This window comes from Mesorhizobium sp. M0244, from assembly GCF_040321795.1.
In the GTDB taxonomy this organism is placed as follows: Bacteria; Pseudomonadota; Alphaproteobacteria; order Rhizobiales; family Rhizobiaceae; genus Mesorhizobium.
Genome location: NZ_JAMYSE010000012.1, coordinates 41,447 through 56,835, shown reverse-complemented (window position 1 = coordinate 56,835; position 15,389 = coordinate 41,447). Strand labels below are relative to the sequence as shown.

Genomic DNA, 15,389 nt, shown 5'->3' with positions numbered 1-15,389 from the left:
ACGTTTCCGGTCGCGTCGCGCTGCATCCCGTCGGCATCCGAAGCTCCGGTATGGAACGACCGGTGCCAGACGTGGTATCCACGCGCTGCGTCGCCATGTTGTTTCGAGATCGAGGCGCATTCATAGCCATACGAGACGCCATTCGTGACCCTGTTCCAGCCATCGAGAAAGCCCCGGACCGCGGCGCGCCAGCGGCTCGAGATCGATATCCGGGACACAGTCGTCTATGCGATCGGCGACGTGCATGGCTGCTATAAGGAGCTTCGCTCCCTGGAGCAGAAGATCCGGCTCGATTCTGCGTCTTTCGAAGGGCGCAAGCTGATCATCATGCTCGGCGACTACGTCGATCGTGGGCCTCAGTCGGCGCGTGTGCTCGATCATCTGCTGGCGCCGCCACTCCAAGGCTTCCAGCGCATCTGCCTTGCCGGTAACCACGAAGTCGTGATGCTGAACTACCTCGACGGGATCCTTTCGAGAGAGTCGTGGCTGGCGATAGGCGGCCTGCAAACGCTGTTTTCCTACGGCGTCGACCCGTCGCGCATGGCCGATCTCTACGGTTCAAGCGAGGAGGTCGACAAGCGCATTCGGGAAATCATTCCAGCCGACCACATCAGCTTCATGCGCGCGCTGCCGGTCATGGTCTGTTCGGCGAAATTCGTGTTCGTTCATGCCGGCATCAGGCCCGGCATCGACCTCGCCGCGCAAGACGAGGACGACCTGCTGAATATCCGTTCGGACTTCTTCGAAGCCGCGCATCTTCTCGACCGCTATGTGGTGCACGGGCATACGCCGGTCGAGGTTCCGAAGCTCGAGGGACGCCGGCTTGGCATAGACACCGGCGCCTTCCAAAGCGGCCGGCTGACCGCCGTCAGGATCGCCGACAAACGCGCCAGACTGATATTTTCCTAGAGCGCGATATCGTCGCTCAGGCAGCCGCCTTTGTGCGCGCTGCCGATTTTTCCAGGTAATAGCTCGAATATCTGTCGAAGAATTTTTCGGAGCCGCCGATCGAGCCATACTTGGCCAGTTTCTTCAGTTCAACCTTGTTCAGGACCGCACCAATGATCTTCTTGGCGATATAGGGCTCCGAGCTCAGCACCGACTGCACCATTGCACGCGGCGTGCGTCCCCACTCGGTGACCAGCACGAAGCCGTCGACAAGCGGAGCGAAGGCTTTGGCGTCGACGACGGGCCCGAGCGGCGGCAGATCGACGATGATGTATTCGAAGGTTTCCTTGGCGTTGTCGATGAAGCGCCGCATGCCGGCCGAAGACAGAAGCTCGCTGGTATGCGAAAAATGGCCACGCAGGACGGCCGGGATGATCGCCAGCTTGGTCTGCCGGTCGATCTTGCCGACCGACTGCCAGGTCCGCCCGCTCACCACCGCTTCCATCAGGCCCTGCTCGGCCTCCATGCCAAGGCTGCGGCTGAGGCCGGGGTTGCGCAGGTCGCCGTCGATCAGCAGCGTTTTCGATCCGTTGGCGGCCAGCAGCCCGGCAAGATTGGCCGCCACCGTCGACTTCCCTTCGCCGGGAAGCACCGAGACCACGCCAATGACCCGGCTGCCCTGGCCTTCCATCACCACGTCGAAGGCGATCTTGGCGTTGCGCAGCGTCTCGGAGAACATCGATGCCGGTGCATCGACGGTGACCCGCATGCGCGCACGTTTTTCGGCTGCCGACAATGTTTTGGAGGACTGGGATTTGGACGACTTGGCGATCTTGGATTCGGCGACCTTGACGTCGGGCTGACCGCCGTCGCGCTGGTCGTCCTTGCCAGCCTTGCCGATGACCGGCAGGTAGCCGAGGAATTTGAGGCCGACGCGATCGCGCACATCCTCGCCGGTCCTGAAGAACCGTTCCCTGAATTCATTCAGGCCCCCAACCCCGGCCCCCATCATTATGCCAAGCGCCAGCGAAAGCCCCAGCACGATGGCCGTCCGCGGTGTCGCGGCCGACTGTGGCATCGTCGCGTCGGAGATGACCCGGATCTTGCCGACCGGGAAGGATTGCTGCTGTGCGGCCTCCTCATAGCGGTTCAGGAATGTCTGATAGAGCGTCGAGAGCGCCGTCGCCTTCTGGTCCAGTTCACGCAGCTTGACCTGCGACTGGTTGTCGATGGAGCTCTTGCCTGCCGCCAAGGCGACATTTGCGCGGAGCGCGGTCTCGCGCGCCAGAGCGACCTCGTATTCGTTGCGGTAGCTTTCGGTCAGTTGCTTCAGCTCGCCGAAAATCTGCGCCGATATGTCGGCCTTCTCTTTGGCAAGCGCGACGGCCTGCGGATGTTGCGGGCCGAAATTGGCTTCGACGTCCTGCTGCCGCTTGGCGACAGTGAGATAGCGGTTTTTCAGCGTCGTGATGACGGAACTGCTCGGCTGGTCGTTCGATATCGCGGCGTCCTTGAACGCGTTGTCCGAGCCGCTTTCGACGATCGACTTGTACTGCTGATAGCGGGCGCCGGCACGTGCGGTATCGGCCTGCGCGACGATCAGCTGAGTGTTGAGATCGGACAATTGCTTGTCGCTGATCAGCTGGCCGTCATTGACGGCCAATCCATGTTCGGCCCTGAACTTTTCGACCGCCAGTGCGGCCGCCTGCGAGCTCTCACGAAGCTCGGTCAGCCGGCCTTGCAGCCAGACCGCCGCCCGCTCGGTCGCATCGAAGCTGGCATCGAGCTGATCGGCGAGATAGGCGTCGGCGTAGGCCTTGGTGATGGCGGTCGCAAGAGCCGGATCCGTCGCCTGAAAGGAGATGCTGATGACAAAGCTTCGGCCGATCCGCTCGGCATCGAGTTGGTTTTGCAGTTTGAAGATTGCGTAGTCGCGGGGCGACGACGATGCGGTGATCGCGTCACGCGTCGCAGCATCAAGCTGACTGACATCGGTTGTGGTCGCGGCGCGCTTGGGGCGGACAGACTGGATGATACCACGCACAAAATTTGCGGCCTTCGACAGGGCCGATGTCGGAGGGTTCATGAAAGCGTCGTTCTGATCGAGCTTCAGCTTGTCGACGACCACCCCCGCCAGCCTGGCCGACTGTAGAATTTCGATCTGGCTCAGAACGGCGGAGTCGGTCTGCATGCTGACCGACGCCGCCGAAATGTCGTCGACGACCTTGTTCAACCCTTCGTCGATCAGCACGCTGCTCGTCGCCACGTAGGTAGGAGGCGTGGTCTGCAAATAGAGCACGCCGAGAAAGAGACCGATGACGGCGCAGGCGGCAACCACTTTCGCCTGCCGTGCGGCCATGCCAAGCAGGCGCTCGATGTCGATGAAGTCTTCGGCGTTTGCCGCACTCGAAGTCGGCAATGGCGTCCTCTTGTCGACAGGAAAATTGGCATAGTTCATCTTCGGTCCAATTCTAGTTTGCAGGCGCTACCGCCTCGAAGATCGGGACAAAGGGTGCAAACCTTGCGCCGGACAGTGCGCGATGCGCGTGGCCCAACGGCCTGTCCTGCCACATCGGCCGCACCCAATGCCTCGAAAAAATGGACATTATGCGGCTTCTTCCCGACGCTCATGCGACCGGACGAATTCCTGCAGCATCTCGAAGATCGGGCCCTTCATGTCCTCCCGCGCCAGCGCGAAAGCGACATTGGCGTGGATGAAGCCCTCCTTCGAACCGCAGTCGAACATGCGGCCGTTGAAAGGCTGGGCGAAGAAGGCCTGCGTCTGTGCGAGGCGCACCATTGCGTCGGTCAGCTGGATCTCGTTGCCGGCGCCGCGTTGCTGGCTGCCCAGCAGCGAGAATATCTCGGGCTGCAGGATGTAGCGGCCGTTGATGTAGAAGTTCGACGGCGCGTTGGCCGGAGCCGGCTTTTCGACCATGGCCGTCACCTCGAAGCCCGTGCCGACATCCGCGCCGCGCCCGACAATGCCGTATTTGCTGGTCTCGGTCGGATCGCAACGCTCGACGGCGATGACGTTTGCGCCAGTCTGTGCATAAAGATCGGCGACTTCGGCGAGACAGCCGCGCGCTCCAAAGGACACCATGTCCGGCAAAAGTAATGCGAAGGGCTCGTCGCCGATGACTTCGCGCGCACACCACACGGCATGGCCGAGGCCTTGCGGCGACTGCTGGCGGATGAAACTCGTTGCGCCGGCGACAGGAAGCAGGCTCTCGAGTGATTCGAGCTGCGCCTTCTTGCCGCTCTGCTCCAGGGTTCCGATCAGTTCAGGGTGTAGGTCGAAATAGTCCTCGATCACCGCCTTGTTACGGCCGGTGACGAAGACGATGTGCTCGATGCCTGCCTCGAACGCCTCATCCACCGCATATTGCACGACAGGCCTGTCGACCACCGGCAGCATTTCCTTCGGCATGGATTTGGTCGCCGGCAGGAACCGCGTTCCAAGCCCCGCCACCGGTATGACTGCCTTCCTGACTTTTTTCATTGCATGTTCCTTCTGAGGAGATCGATTTCAACCTGTCGCAGGCGGCGAAAACTGTCTTCATTCGCCTGCAGCCCTTCACCTCCCCGCCACTACGGCAAACTGTGCCGCTACCCTTCGTAGCCGGACGGCGATCGGCATGCTCATATGCCGAACCGCCGCCGGATCGCTGAGCGCCGTCCATATCGCCTTGAGCGGGGACCGCGCCTTGATGTGCTGGACCAGCGACAGGAATGATGCCGCCCGGCGCAGGCTGCGAGCGCGCCTGGCAAACGCCGCCGCGGCCGCAGCATCCATGGAATGGGTTCTGGCGAAGATGGCGTCGGCCCTGCGCATCGCCTCGACATGATGAAGCTCGAGCACCCGGGAAATGGAACCGGAGCGGATGTGGTAGACATAGCCTGTCGTCGGCTCGACCACGCATTTGCCGCCTTCGGCCAGAGCATTGGCCAGCAGGATATAGTCTTCGCCGATGATCAGGCTTTCATCGTAACGCAGCCCGTTTTCGTTCAGGAATCGGCGCTGGAAGATCGGCTTGAGATAGCCGAGATTGAATCTCGATTCGAAGACTACGTTGCCGGCGATGTAATCCGCCAGCGAGATTTCACCGAGCCCTTCCAGATAGTCGGCCGGGAACATCGTCTCTTCGGCAACGCCGTCCTCGCGAACGACCTGCAGATTATCGACCGCGATCTCGGCGCCTGCTTTCTCAGCGCGTTCAATCATCGTGCAGATTCGCCCAGGATAGACCGCGTCGTCGGAATCGAGGACCGCGACCCACCTGCCGCGGGCAAGCTCAAGGCCGGCATTCCTGGCGCCGCCAGGGCCGCGGTTTTGCGCAAGGGCGACAACGCGTACGAGGTCTTCGGGATAGGATCTCGCCAGATCGAGCGTCCGGTCGCCCGACCTGTCGTCGACGACGATAACCTCGACGCTGACATTGCGCTGGGCGACGGCGCTGGCGATCGCGCGATCGATTGTCGCCTCGGCATTGTAGGCGGCAATGACGAAGCTCACATCAGGCTGCACGCTTGCCCCCTTGCTGCGGCGAAGACAGGCCGTATTGGCGGATTTCACGAACTCCGACGAGGCCGCTGACGACGCCGACATGCATAATGCCGCGAAGCACGCTGCGGTTCCGGCGCACGGGATCGATGGCGACCGGAATTGCCGACAAGAAACTGTAGGCGGCCTTTGCCGCGGCAAGGCCGACCTGCTTGAGCCGGGCAAGGCCGCGTGCGTTGCGCCCCAGGAGATGACCGTGCGTCTGCCCGACGCGGAACCGGCGGCGGCCGAGCCAGTCGAATGCCGCCCTGGCAGGCGGCACCACTTCGTCGACCCAAGCCTCGGGCGAAAAGGCGATGCGGCCGCCGGCCTTGACCATATGGTCGAAGAATTCGGTGTCTTCGCCGCCGGTCTGGCCACGTGCCAGGCTGAAGCGCCGGCCGCGCAGGCTGTCGGCGCCCATCCCGAGCAGGACGTTGCAGGTGTAGCCGGTGCGGATCTCGCCGCTCACCCAGACCGGCAAGGTCGAGTGGAAATCGCCTCTGCGCATCCAGTCGGGCGCATCCGGCCGGTAACGGGCCCGCACCGGCCCGAGCACGACCGCAGCACCAGTTGCTTCCGCCGTCGCCACCAGTTCGGCAAGCCAGCCGGCGGTGGCCGTCTCGTCGTCGTCGATGAAAGCAACCAAATCCGATGCGCTGGCATCGAGGCAAGCGTTGCGGGCGATCGAGATGTTGCGGGCCGGGGCGTGTCGGTAGGTGACTGGCAGTTTCAACTCCCCAGCCAGGGTCGTCACCAGCGGTTCGGCCGTCGGCGTATCGTCGTTGTCGGCAATGATGATACCGACGTCGAATCCCGCAGGCATATCCATGGCCGCTATGGAGCGAAGCGTGTCGGCAAGCTCCGGCCGGCGAAATGTGCAGACGCAGATATCGATGTTTCGATTTTTCTTGACCGGGTCCATCACGCTACCCCGCGCTGCGGTCGCGGTGCGAGCAGTTGCAGCCAGAAACCGACCGACCAGCCGAAATGCATGACCATCGCCGAGATCCCGGCAAGCGCAATGTCGGGTTTTCGCTGGCTGACGGCGGTCCAGAGGCCGTAGAAGAGGCAGACCGACGCCCACAGCAGAAGCGGCACGGCCGCCAGCCAGTGGACGAAGGAGAAGGCGGCGAGAAGAACCACGGGAAACACTAGAAGCGGCACCATCTGCCGGATCTTCGGGATCATGCGGTGCTTGAGAACGTTCTTTGCCCGACCACGGCCATAGCCAAGATATTGGAAATAGAGGCCCTTCAGCGAGGAGCGCGGATAGTAGACCATTTGCGTCTTGCCGGTCAGCCGAATGCGGTAGCCGGCCTGGCGGAGCCGATAGTCGAGTTCGGCATCCTCATTGTGGCTGAACGTCTCGTCATAGCCGCCGACCGCCGTGAAGGCCGATATCCGCATCAGTGCATGATGGCCATGATCGACCCATTCCCCCGCCGAAAGGTGCCGGTGCTTGGAGCCGCCGGTGCCGAGCCTGGAGTTCTGCGCCGCTGCCGCCGCTTTCTGCACCATGCCGCTGCCGCTGGTCAGCATCGAGACGACGACCGAATCCGCGCCGGTGGCCTGCGCTTCTTCGACCAGCCGGTCGCAATAGTCCGTGGGATAGCCGCCATGCGCATCGATGCGAATGAGATAGTCGACGCCATCCCCGAATCTGGCGACGGCGAGATTGATCGCCGCGCTCTGCAAGCGCTTTTCATTGTGAAGCAGGATCACCTGCTGATCTTTTGCGGCGATGTCTGCGACGATCGTCCTGGTGCCGTCCGTGCTGCCGCCATCGGCAACGATGATCGCGGCGCCCAGTCTCTCGGCCGCAGGCCGAAGCTGCTGAAGCAACGCGCCGATATGGGCCGCTTCGTTCAGGCACGGAACGATGATCATACAGGATGGAAGGGTCTCGGTTTGCGTCATCGGCAGTCCTTCTATGCCAATGCTTCGGCAGCATATGGACCGGGTGCCGCGGCCAGGCCGCGGAGCTTTTCGACGAACGCCCGGCAATCGGCGCGATCGTGGTTCCAGGTGCGCGGATTGCGGGCGAGAACGCGCGCCCTCAATGTTTCGAACCGATGCTGCTGCATCGTGCCGACGGCAGCTTCGAGCGCCTCGGGCGTGGCTTCGGCCAAAAGAACGCCGATGCCTTGCCGGTCGAGGAACCGGCCGGTTTCGGTGTTGTCCATCGAAATCGGAACGGCTCCGAAGCGGCAGCCCTCATATAGCCGGTTGGGCAGCAGCCATTCGGAGTTCAGGCCTTGCTCAAAAAAGTCGATGGCCCAGGAAAAGTGAACCTGGCGGTAGATCGCCGCCATATCCTCGGGATTGCGGTAGGGCCCGCCAAACGAGAGCCAGGGTTCGGACTCGACGAAACCGTGGAAATCGGGAAATTCGGACAGGGCCGGCCGGCCCCTGAGGACGATTTCGAAGCGGCCGTCGAGACGGCGCGAAAATGCGGCCAGAAGCTCCAGGGATCGGCGGCAGCGGAGCGCCCCGAACCAGCCGATCCGCCAAGGCGGCGCAACGGGATTCTCCGCCGTCATGCGGTCATCCAGCGAAGCCGCGGCTGGCTCGAAATACTTGTTTTCGAGCAGCTCGACCGGCGCGGCAATCTGCCCGAACGGCTTGAAATAGTTGGCGATGAAAGCCGGCGAGCTGGTCACCAGAAGCTTCACATCTCTGGCCAGGAAGCGTTCCGCACCGCGCATCGCCCAGCCCAGCGGGTCATCGCGAAGCAGCAGGCGATGGATGTCGAGGCACTCGTAGACGATCGGCACCGTAGCCTGGAAAGCCGACGTGGCGCGCCGGGCAAGCGCCAGCATTTCCAGGTTGCGCGCGATAATGAGGTCCGGCCGTTGCATCGAGCCCAGCTTCGAGCCAGTCGAGACTGCTGCCTTCACGACCGCCGCCAGGCGCTGGCCGAACCGGCCATCACGCGTCGGGCCGAGATCGATCGGCCGCAAGCCCTCCACCTCAGCGACCGGGCTCGCGGTTCGACGAAAGCCCGCCAGCGTAACCTGGGCGCCGCCTGCCTTGAGCATTATGATCCGCCGGCGCACTGCCGGGTCGGAGACGTCGTGTACCAAGTACAAGACATGCAGCATGAAAACTCGACCGCTGTTGGCCCGCCCGTGACAATGCTAGTACAGCTCTTGCTGCATCGCAACATTTTTGGTTGCAGCGTAGCAAAGATCCACATTTTTTGTTGCGCTGCAAAATCGATAGGTTAATCTCGCTCTGCTTGGGCCGCATGGACCGCGCGTTGCCTACCAATGGGCTGCGCGTCAATAATCATGACGCGAGGACCATCCTTGGCGTGCAGCATTTTCGGCCAATCCGCCCGCAATCCGCCCCCTTTGGCACCCGTCGATGGAATCACGGGACCTACTCACGAAATGAGGTCATTCCATGAAGATCGCGGTTGAAAACACTGTCTGCCTGAATACCGGGGATGCAGCGATTCTCCTGGCGATCCGCCATGTTTTCAAGACGATCGTGCAAGACGATATCCAGTTCTACGTCTTCGACAGCCAGCCGGAGGTGGCGGCAAGGCTCTACACGAAGAAAGAGTATCCTGATCTCGAATTCCACAAGCTGCTGTCGGAATCGCTGTTCCGCTACAAATACGGCAGCGGGCTGAAGAACCTGTTCAAGCCGATCTACAATCGGCTCGTACTCAATGCCCTGCGCCGGTTCGGCACCGGCGGCGTTCTCCGGAGTTTTTTCAGCTCAAGCAATCGCCGTGGTCTCGAGATCTACAAAGACGCCGACCTCGTGGTCACGACAGGCGGAACCTATCTCGTCGAGACCTACAATCTGGAGCGGCGGCTCAATCAATTCCGGATCGACGCGATTCTGGGCAAGGACCCGGTCTTCTTCACGCAATCGCTTGGCCCGTTCAACAAAAGTTACAATCGCCAGGAGTTGAGCCCGATCTTCGACCGGAGCCCGCTCATCCTGCTGCGCGACGAGCGTTCGAGAGGTCACATTGTGGACATGGTGAAAGACCCCGGCAAATGCCACGTCGTGGCCGACGCCGTCTTTGCCCTGGCCGATACCGACAGGATCGGAAATTTTCTGGCCTCCGGCCAGTCGGCGGCGGTCACCGGCCGCGTCGCCATTTCCGTCCGTCACTGGAACTATGTCAGCGACGGCGAGGGCGGTATGCGCCGCTATATCGACTCAATCCGCGAGATCGCGACTATCCTCGTCAGGGACCACGCCAAGGAGGTCACCTTCGTCTCCACCTGCCAGGGAGTGCCGGAATACGCCCACGACGATTCCAAGACGGCGCGAGCGATCGTTGCCGAGCTCGATCCGGAGATCGCCAAGCACGTCAGCGTGGACGCTTCGTTCCACACGCCGGAGCAACTGATGGCGCTGGTGAAAGGCTTCGACTTCGTCGTCGCAACGCGCATGCACATGATGATCATGTCGCTCTGCGTCGGCACGCCGGTGTTGCCGATCGCCTATGAATTCAAGACCAAGGAACTCGCCAAGCGGATCGGCGTCGCCGACCTGCTGCTCGATATCGACACGGTGACGCCTGAGGAAGCGAGCGAGAAGCTCGGCAGACTTACCGCGAATCTCGACCTCTATCGCAGGACGAGCCTTCAGGCAGTGCTTGAGGAGCATGCGTCGGCGATGTCGGCAGGTGAGCTTTTGAGACCGGTGCTCGCTCGCCTAGCGGGCGTTGCGCATGGCGCTGGAAAGCGTGGTGAACAGGGCGCTGCGCGACTGGCGAAGGGCAAGCATGAGGATCAGGCCGATCGAATAGTTGAGGGCAACCGCCAAGACCACCGCGAGCAGGTCTGACTGGCCGGTCAGCGATGCCGGCAGCCACCGGTACACGGACCAGGCAAGCAGCGACGACACGATGAAAAGCCCCTGCATGATCAGGAAGTCGGCTGCGGTCACCGGGCCGACCCGGTGGACCAGGACGGCAAGCACCGGGACGCGCAGCACGTAGCCGCTGATTGCATAGGCCGCCGCAACGCCGACGGCGCCCCAGTGCAATCCGATGATGAAGGCGGCGACCGTCGTCAGCGACGAGTAGATGCCCCAGTGGAACATGGTCTTCGTCTTGCCCTGGCAGATAAAGATCCATCCGGTGGTGCTTGAGACGGACTGGATCAGGCTGGCGATGCCCAGCCAGGCGAAAATCGGCGCCACCGCTGTCCAGCGCTCGCCGAAGAGAAGCCCCACCACCTGGTCCGACGTCAGTGTCAGCGCCGCGATGCCGGGCATGGTGACGGCCGCCAGCATCCAGTTGGTTCGCACATAGATGTCGCGAAACCGCGCCTTGTCCTCATGGATGCGGCTCAGCAGCGGCACCATCACGCGTGTCAGCGGCTGGTTGATGTTCTGCAGCGGGAACAGCAGGAGCTTGTAAGCGCGGTCATAATAACCGAGCTCGATCGGGCCCGAATATTTTCCGATCAGGATGTTGTCGAGATTGCGCGAGAAGAAGTTGGCCAGGTTGAAGCCGGTCAGATTGGCGCCGAAGGACAATATGTCGGTATCGACCTTCAGGTCCGGCCGCGACGGCGTCCAGCGCGCCACCTGCCATGCCGCCGCCAGCGCGACAACGGCAGAAACCGCCGGGCCGATGACCAGCGACCAATAGCCCAGCCCCGCATAGGCTGCGACTGCGGTAGTCGCAAGTCCGGCTGCGGCGGTAATCACGTCGTTCAGCGCGAGCTGGCCAAAGCGCAAATGACGGTTCATCAACGCCAGCGGCACCGCGGCGAGGCTACCAAGAAGCAGCGGCAAGGCAGAGCCGATGGTAATCCCGACCATACGTTGATCGCCATAGAAGGCAGCGATGGCGGGCGCCAGGCATGCCACCACCACGGCACTGCCCAGCCCAACCAACGCACTGATCCAGAATACCTGGTTGAGCTGCTCTGCGCTGATATCCTTGCGCTGGACCACAGCCTGCTGGAGGCCAAGGTTCTGAAGCAGCCCGACAAAGGCCACGATCGGCCCGACGGAAGCCACCAGACCGAAATCCTCGGGGACGAGCAGACGGGCAAGCACGATCACCGAGAGAAACTGGATCGCCATCTTGAAGCCTTGCGCGCCGATCGTCACCACGCCGCCGCGCAGGGCGACGCGACCGAACTGGGGGGGCGGGTTGGCGTTCATGCAGGGTGCCTGGCTTCGGCCAGCTGCGTGACGATCTGCGCAAAACGTTCGTTAAGCGCGTCCGCGTTGAAATCCTGCTCGATCTTGCGGCGCGCCGCACGTGCGATGCGCTCGCATTTCTCCGGGTTCTCGGCCACCCAGACAAGCTTGCGGGCCAACGCCGCAACGTCTCGCTCCGGTGCGAGGAAGCCTGTCTCCTGATCCTCGATCAGCTCGGGGATGCCCGAGTGATAGGTGCTGACCACGATCAGCCCGGCGGCCATAGCTTCCATCAGCGCCACCGGAATACCCTCGAGATCGCCGTCCTGCGCAGCAACGCTGGGCAGCAGGAATACATGGGCATCGCGCAGGCGCTGCTTGACCTCGGCGTGCGGGCGCGGCCCGAGGAAAGTCACCCGGTCGGCAATGCCGAGATTTAAGGCGAGCTTCTTCAACTCCTCCAGCAATTCGCCGCCGCCAATCACCGTATAGACCCAGTCGCGCCGCGGCAGGTTGGCGAGCGCGCGAAGGGCGAATTCGATGCCCTTCTTTTCGGTCAGCCGACAGACGGAGATGAAGGACAGCCCGTCCCGGTCCCAGGAGCGCCAGTGGTAGTCGATCTCACCCGGCCGCACGCCCATATGGTGGACCCTAACCTGCGCGGGCGGCGCGCCGACCCCGATCAGGGCGTCACGGAAAAACGCATTCACCGGCAGCTGGAGAACGCCCTTTTCGAAGACGACCTTGTAGCGCGTGAGCGTGTTGTCATGCAGCGGTTCGCCGACATCGCGGCCGTGGAATATGGTCACCAGCGGAGCTGAAATCCTGCCTCGTTTCATGGCGCGGGCGACGCGCATGCCATTATTGCCGAAATGCGCGATGATCACGTCGGCGTTCTGCAATTTGCGCGCGAAGGCGATGTCGATGGCGGTCGAGAGTTTATCCCAGAACCTGCCGGACCATCTCCTGAGCGTCGGGCGAAAGCGCCCTAGTCCGCCCCACCAGCAGACGACCTTCCCAGGCAGCGCCTGCCAGCGGTGATCGTCGATGTTGCGATCCTTGCCGAAGGACGTCTCGTTGCAGACGACGCCCACTTGCATCCCGCGCTCGAGGCACCCGGCTATCTGGTCGAGGACGAAGGTCTCCGACAATGACGGAAACTTATCAACTACGAAGCAAATCTTCATCGAGGGGACGATCTTTCGTGGCCGGTCAGAGATCTGCTCGCGCGGATAGAGATTGAAGCCCGTCGCCGTCGTGCGAGGCGCTTCAAGCGTCTGCTGTTGTGCGTGTCGTTGTCCCAAAGCCGCTCGCACCCCTGGGTCAGGCGCAAAGGCAGGCATTTGGGCGACATGCATGCTCTTGGGCGAAATGCATCAGGCGGCATGCTCCAGCGCGCCTTGCCTGGCGTTGTCGAGAACGCCGAGGAAGGTCGCGAACTGAATGTCGGGGTTCATCTGCGGCCGCTCCGAAAACAGCTGCGCCGCCGCCGACAGCCGGTCGTACTCGGCCTTGTCGCTCCATAGCCGCCTGACCGCGGCGACCCAGTCGTCGAGCGGTGCGTCATAATCGAGGACCACGCCGCCGGCGCCAATCGCTTCCGGCAGGCCGCCGCGCCGGGACCCGACGACCGGAATGCCGCTGCAATGGGCCTCGGATGCCACCCGCCCCCAGGCCTCTTCCCATTTGCTGGGCGCCAGCAGGATTTTGGTGCGGCCATAGACCGTCTTCATATCGCTGGTGCGGCTTTCCAGCCTGACGTTGCGCAGCGGCGCGATAACCTGTTCGATCTGCGCCCGGTGGTCGTCGTCGAGCTTCCAGCTTTCGACGAACAGGAACGGAATTTCGGGGCATTGGCCGGCGATGCGCACGGCGAGTTCGAACCCTTTTTCATTGTAAGGATTGATCAGTGTGACGAATTCACCGGTCGTCGGCGTGCTGTAGAGCCCGGGATTGATGGTCGGCGGGATTACGGTCGAATCGATGCCGAACTTTTCCTTATAGGTGCGCGCGGTGAATTCGGAGTTGGCGATATAGAGCGCAGAATGCAATTCGCGCAGGTCACCGGCCAATTCGTGGAATTCGACATTCCGCAGGTAGACCACCAGCGGCACGCCGAGCGCCTGCAGCGCTTTTCCGATCGGCACCGATTTGTGGCACTGCACGACAGCGACATCGGGATCGAGCCGTTCGACCGCGAAGCGCGCCGCCTCCCAGGGAAACCATGCCCGCACGACCGGATAGCCGGGATAGCTGTCGATGACCGCACGCTGGCGAAGCAGCTTCATCTTGGCGCGCGCCTTGAAACCGAACATGCCATCACCGAACAGCGCCGCCAGAACGGAGGCGTCATGACCGTGCTCGCGCAGCTGCTCGACCAGATGGTGCGTGCTCGACTGAACGCCACCGCTGAACTGCGGCGTGTAGCCGTTGCCGCCTGCAAACAGAACTTTCATGGACCTGGCTCCTTGCTGGACCGCCCTATCGTCACGCCGCCATTCTGCCGATGCTGTGGTATTCGATGCCGTGGCGGGCGATGACCTTGGGGTCGTAGATGTTGCGGCCGTCGAAGATGACGGGCGTGGTCAGCGCGTCCTTCAACGCATCGAAGGACGGCGCGCTGAAGCTCTTCCACTCGGTCACGATCAAGAGCGCGTCGGCTCCTCGTACCGCAGCCTCCTTGGTCCCGCACAGCTGCAGGTCGTCGCGCAACCCGTAGATCGCTTGGCATTCCTGCATCGCCTCCGGATCGTAGGCCTGCACATTGGCACCGGCGGCCCAGAGCGCTTCCATCAGCGTACGGGCCGGGGCCTCGCGCATGTCGTCGGTATTGGGCTTGAAGGCCAGGCCCCACAGCGCAAAGGTCTTGCCCCTGAGATTGCCCTTGAAATAGCGATCCACCTTCTCGAACAGGACCGACTTCTGCTGGTTGTTGCGCTCCTCGACAGCGCGCAGCAGCTTGGCGTCGAATTTGACGGCTTCGGCGGCCCTGATCAGGGCGCGCACGTCCTTCGGGAAGCACGAGCCGCCATAGCCGAGGCCCGGATAGATGAAGTGGTAGCCGATGCGCGGGTCGCTGCCGATGCCCTTGCGGACCTCCTCGATGTCGGCGCCCAGCTGCTCGGCCAGATTGGCCATTTCGTTCATGAAGCTGATCTTGGTCGCCAGCATGCAATTGGCCGCGTATTTGGTGAACTCGGCACTGCGCACGTCCATCACGATCATCTTTTCGTGGTTGCGGTTGAACGGGGCGTAGAGCTCGCGCATCACCGCCTCGGTGTCCTCGTTGCTGGTGCCGACGATGATGCGGTCGGGCTTCATGCAGTCGCTCACAGCGGACCCTTCCTTGAGGAATTCCGGATTGGAGGCGACGTCGAAAGCCAGATCCTCGCGCCCGCGCGCCTTCAGCGTCTCGGCGATCCTGGCCTTTATCCTTTCGCAGGTGCCGACCGGCACGGTCGACTTGCCGACGACGATCTTGGGCGCGTCCATCTCACGACCGATGGCCTCGGCGACGGCCAGCACATATTTGAGGTCAGCCGAACCATCCTCGCCAGGAGGCGTGCCAACGGCGATCATCTGGATCTGGCCATGCCTGATCGCCGCGGCGGCGTCGGTGGTGAACGTGATGCGGCCGGCGGCATGGTTCTCCTTGACCATGTTTTCGAGCCCGGGCTCGAAGATCGGGATATGGCCCTGGTTGAGCCGCTCGACCTTTTTCGCATCGATATCGACGCAGACCACCTGATGGCCGACTTCGGCAAGCACCGCCGCCTGTACAAGACCGACATAGCCAATTCCAAAGACAGTCAAATTCATTCGATTTCATTCC

At 62.4% G+C, this 15,389-nt stretch carries 11 protein-coding genes and 1 pseudogene; 2 read left to right on the top strand and 10 right to left on the bottom strand.

Going from position 1 to position 15,389, the window contains the following annotated elements:
* Positions 1-144: 144 nt before the first annotated feature.
* Positions 145-909: a metallophosphoesterase family protein gene (locus NKJ08_RS11510; protein ID WP_352522582.1), complete on the top strand. Its 765-nt coding sequence runs from the start codon at positions 145-147 to the stop codon at positions 907-909.
* 16 nt (positions 910-925) lie between these two features.
* Here the strand turns inward: NKJ08_RS11510 and NKJ08_RS11505 are convergent, their stop codons facing one another.
* The 6 genes from NKJ08_RS11505 to NKJ08_RS11480 form a co-directional block, all read right to left on the bottom strand.
* Positions 926-3,346, bottom strand: coding sequence for a polysaccharide biosynthesis tyrosine autokinase (locus NKJ08_RS11505; protein ID WP_352781791.1), 2,421 nt, complete (start codon positions 3,344-3,346; stop codon positions 926-928).
* A 147-nt stretch (positions 3,347-3,493) separates the two neighbouring features.
* The gene (locus NKJ08_RS11500; protein WP_352522580.1) at positions 3,494-4,390 is read right to left on the bottom strand and encodes a UTP--glucose-1-phosphate uridylyltransferase; all 897 of its coding nucleotides are present in this window, start codon (positions 4,388-4,390) and stop codon (positions 3,494-3,496) included.
* 75 nt (positions 4,391-4,465) lie between these two features.
* Positions 4,466-5,416, bottom strand: a complete 951-nt coding sequence (locus NKJ08_RS11495; protein WP_352522579.1) for a glycosyltransferase family 2 protein — start codon at positions 5,414-5,416, stop codon at positions 4,466-4,468.
* Positions 5,406-6,356 carry a glycosyltransferase family 2 protein gene (locus tag NKJ08_RS11490; protein WP_352522578.1) on the bottom strand — a complete coding sequence of 317 codons (951 nt, stop codon included), beginning with the start codon at positions 6,354-6,356 and terminating at the stop codon, positions 5,406-5,408. The genes NKJ08_RS11495 and NKJ08_RS11490 overlap by 11 nt, the downstream gene beginning before the upstream one ends.
* Complete coding sequence (locus tag NKJ08_RS11485; RefSeq protein WP_352776294.1) at positions 6,356-7,351, bottom strand: glycosyltransferase family 2 protein; 996 nt, start codon at positions 7,349-7,351, stop codon at positions 6,356-6,358. The genes NKJ08_RS11490 and NKJ08_RS11485 overlap by 1 nt, the downstream gene beginning before the upstream one ends.
* 11 nt (positions 7,352-7,362) lie before the next feature.
* The gene (locus tag NKJ08_RS11480; RefSeq protein ID WP_352522576.1) at positions 7,363-8,535 is read right to left on the bottom strand and encodes a glycosyltransferase family protein; all 1,173 of its coding nucleotides are present in this window, start codon (positions 8,533-8,535) and stop codon (positions 7,363-7,365) included.
* A 304-nt stretch (positions 8,536-8,839) separates the two neighbouring features.
* Between NKJ08_RS11480 and NKJ08_RS11475 the strand changes: the two are divergent.
* Positions 8,840-9,892 (top strand): annotated as a pseudogene (locus NKJ08_RS11475) (polysaccharide pyruvyl transferase family protein); the annotation flags it as partial.
* A 222-nt stretch (positions 9,893-10,114) separates the two neighbouring features.
* Here the strand turns inward: NKJ08_RS11475 and NKJ08_RS11470 are convergent.
* The 4 genes from NKJ08_RS11470 to NKJ08_RS11455 all read right to left on the bottom strand — a co-directional run bounded on the left by NKJ08_RS11470 (position 10,115) and on the right by NKJ08_RS11455 (position 15,376).
* Positions 10,115-11,578 carry a lipopolysaccharide biosynthesis protein gene (locus tag NKJ08_RS11470; protein ID WP_352781790.1) on the bottom strand — a complete coding sequence of 488 codons (1,464 nt, stop codon included), beginning with the start codon at positions 11,576-11,578 and terminating at the stop codon, positions 10,115-10,117.
* Positions 11,575-12,744 carry a glycosyltransferase gene (locus tag NKJ08_RS11465; protein WP_352781822.1) on the bottom strand — a complete coding sequence of 390 codons (1,170 nt, stop codon included), beginning with the start codon at positions 12,742-12,744 and terminating at the stop codon, positions 11,575-11,577. The genes NKJ08_RS11470 and NKJ08_RS11465 overlap by 4 nt, the downstream gene beginning before the upstream one ends.
* Positions 12,745-12,933: 189 nt before the next feature.
* Entirely contained in the window at positions 12,934-14,013 is a 1,080-nt protein-coding gene (locus tag NKJ08_RS11460) for a glycosyltransferase (RefSeq protein ID WP_352522574.1), read from the bottom strand.
* Between the two features lie 31 nt (positions 14,014-14,044).
* On the bottom strand, positions 14,045-15,376 hold the full coding sequence (locus NKJ08_RS11455; protein ID WP_352781789.1) for a UDP-glucose dehydrogenase family protein: 1,332 nt from the start codon (positions 15,374-15,376) through the stop codon (positions 14,045-14,047).
* Positions 15,377-15,389 lie beyond the last annotated feature (13 nt).

Coding starts and splice junctions, on each gene's coding strand:
- NKJ08_RS11465 (WP_352781822.1), bottom strand. CDS start 12,744: ATGAAGATTTGCTTCGTAGTTGATAAGTTTCCGTCATTGTCGGAGACC.
- NKJ08_RS11485 (WP_352776294.1), bottom strand. CDS start 7,351: ATGACGCAAACCGAGACCCTTCCATCCTGTATGATCATCGTTCCGTGC.
- NKJ08_RS11455 (WP_352781789.1), bottom strand. CDS start 15,376: ATGAATTTGACTGTCTTTGGAATTGGCTATGTCGGTCTTGTACAGGCG.
- NKJ08_RS11460 (WP_352522574.1), bottom strand. CDS start 14,013: ATGAAAGTTCTGTTTGCAGGCGGCAACGGCTACACGCCGCAGTTCAGC.
- NKJ08_RS11480 (WP_352522576.1), bottom strand. CDS start 8,535: ATGCTGCATGTCTTGTACTTGGTACACGACGTCTCCGACCCGGCAGTG.
- NKJ08_RS11470 (WP_352781790.1), bottom strand. CDS start 11,578: ATGAACGCCAACCCGCCCCCCCAGTTCGGTCGCGTCGCCCTGCGCGGC.
- NKJ08_RS11490 (WP_352522578.1), bottom strand. CDS start 6,356: ATGGACCCGGTCAAGAAAAATCGAAACATCGATATCTGCGTCTGCACA.
- NKJ08_RS11500 (WP_352522580.1), bottom strand. CDS start 4,390: ATGAAAAAAGTCAGGAAGGCAGTCATACCGGTGGCGGGGCTTGGAACG.
- NKJ08_RS11505 (WP_352781791.1), bottom strand. CDS start 3,346: ATGAACTATGCCAATTTTCCTGTCGACAAGAGGACGCCATTGCCGACT.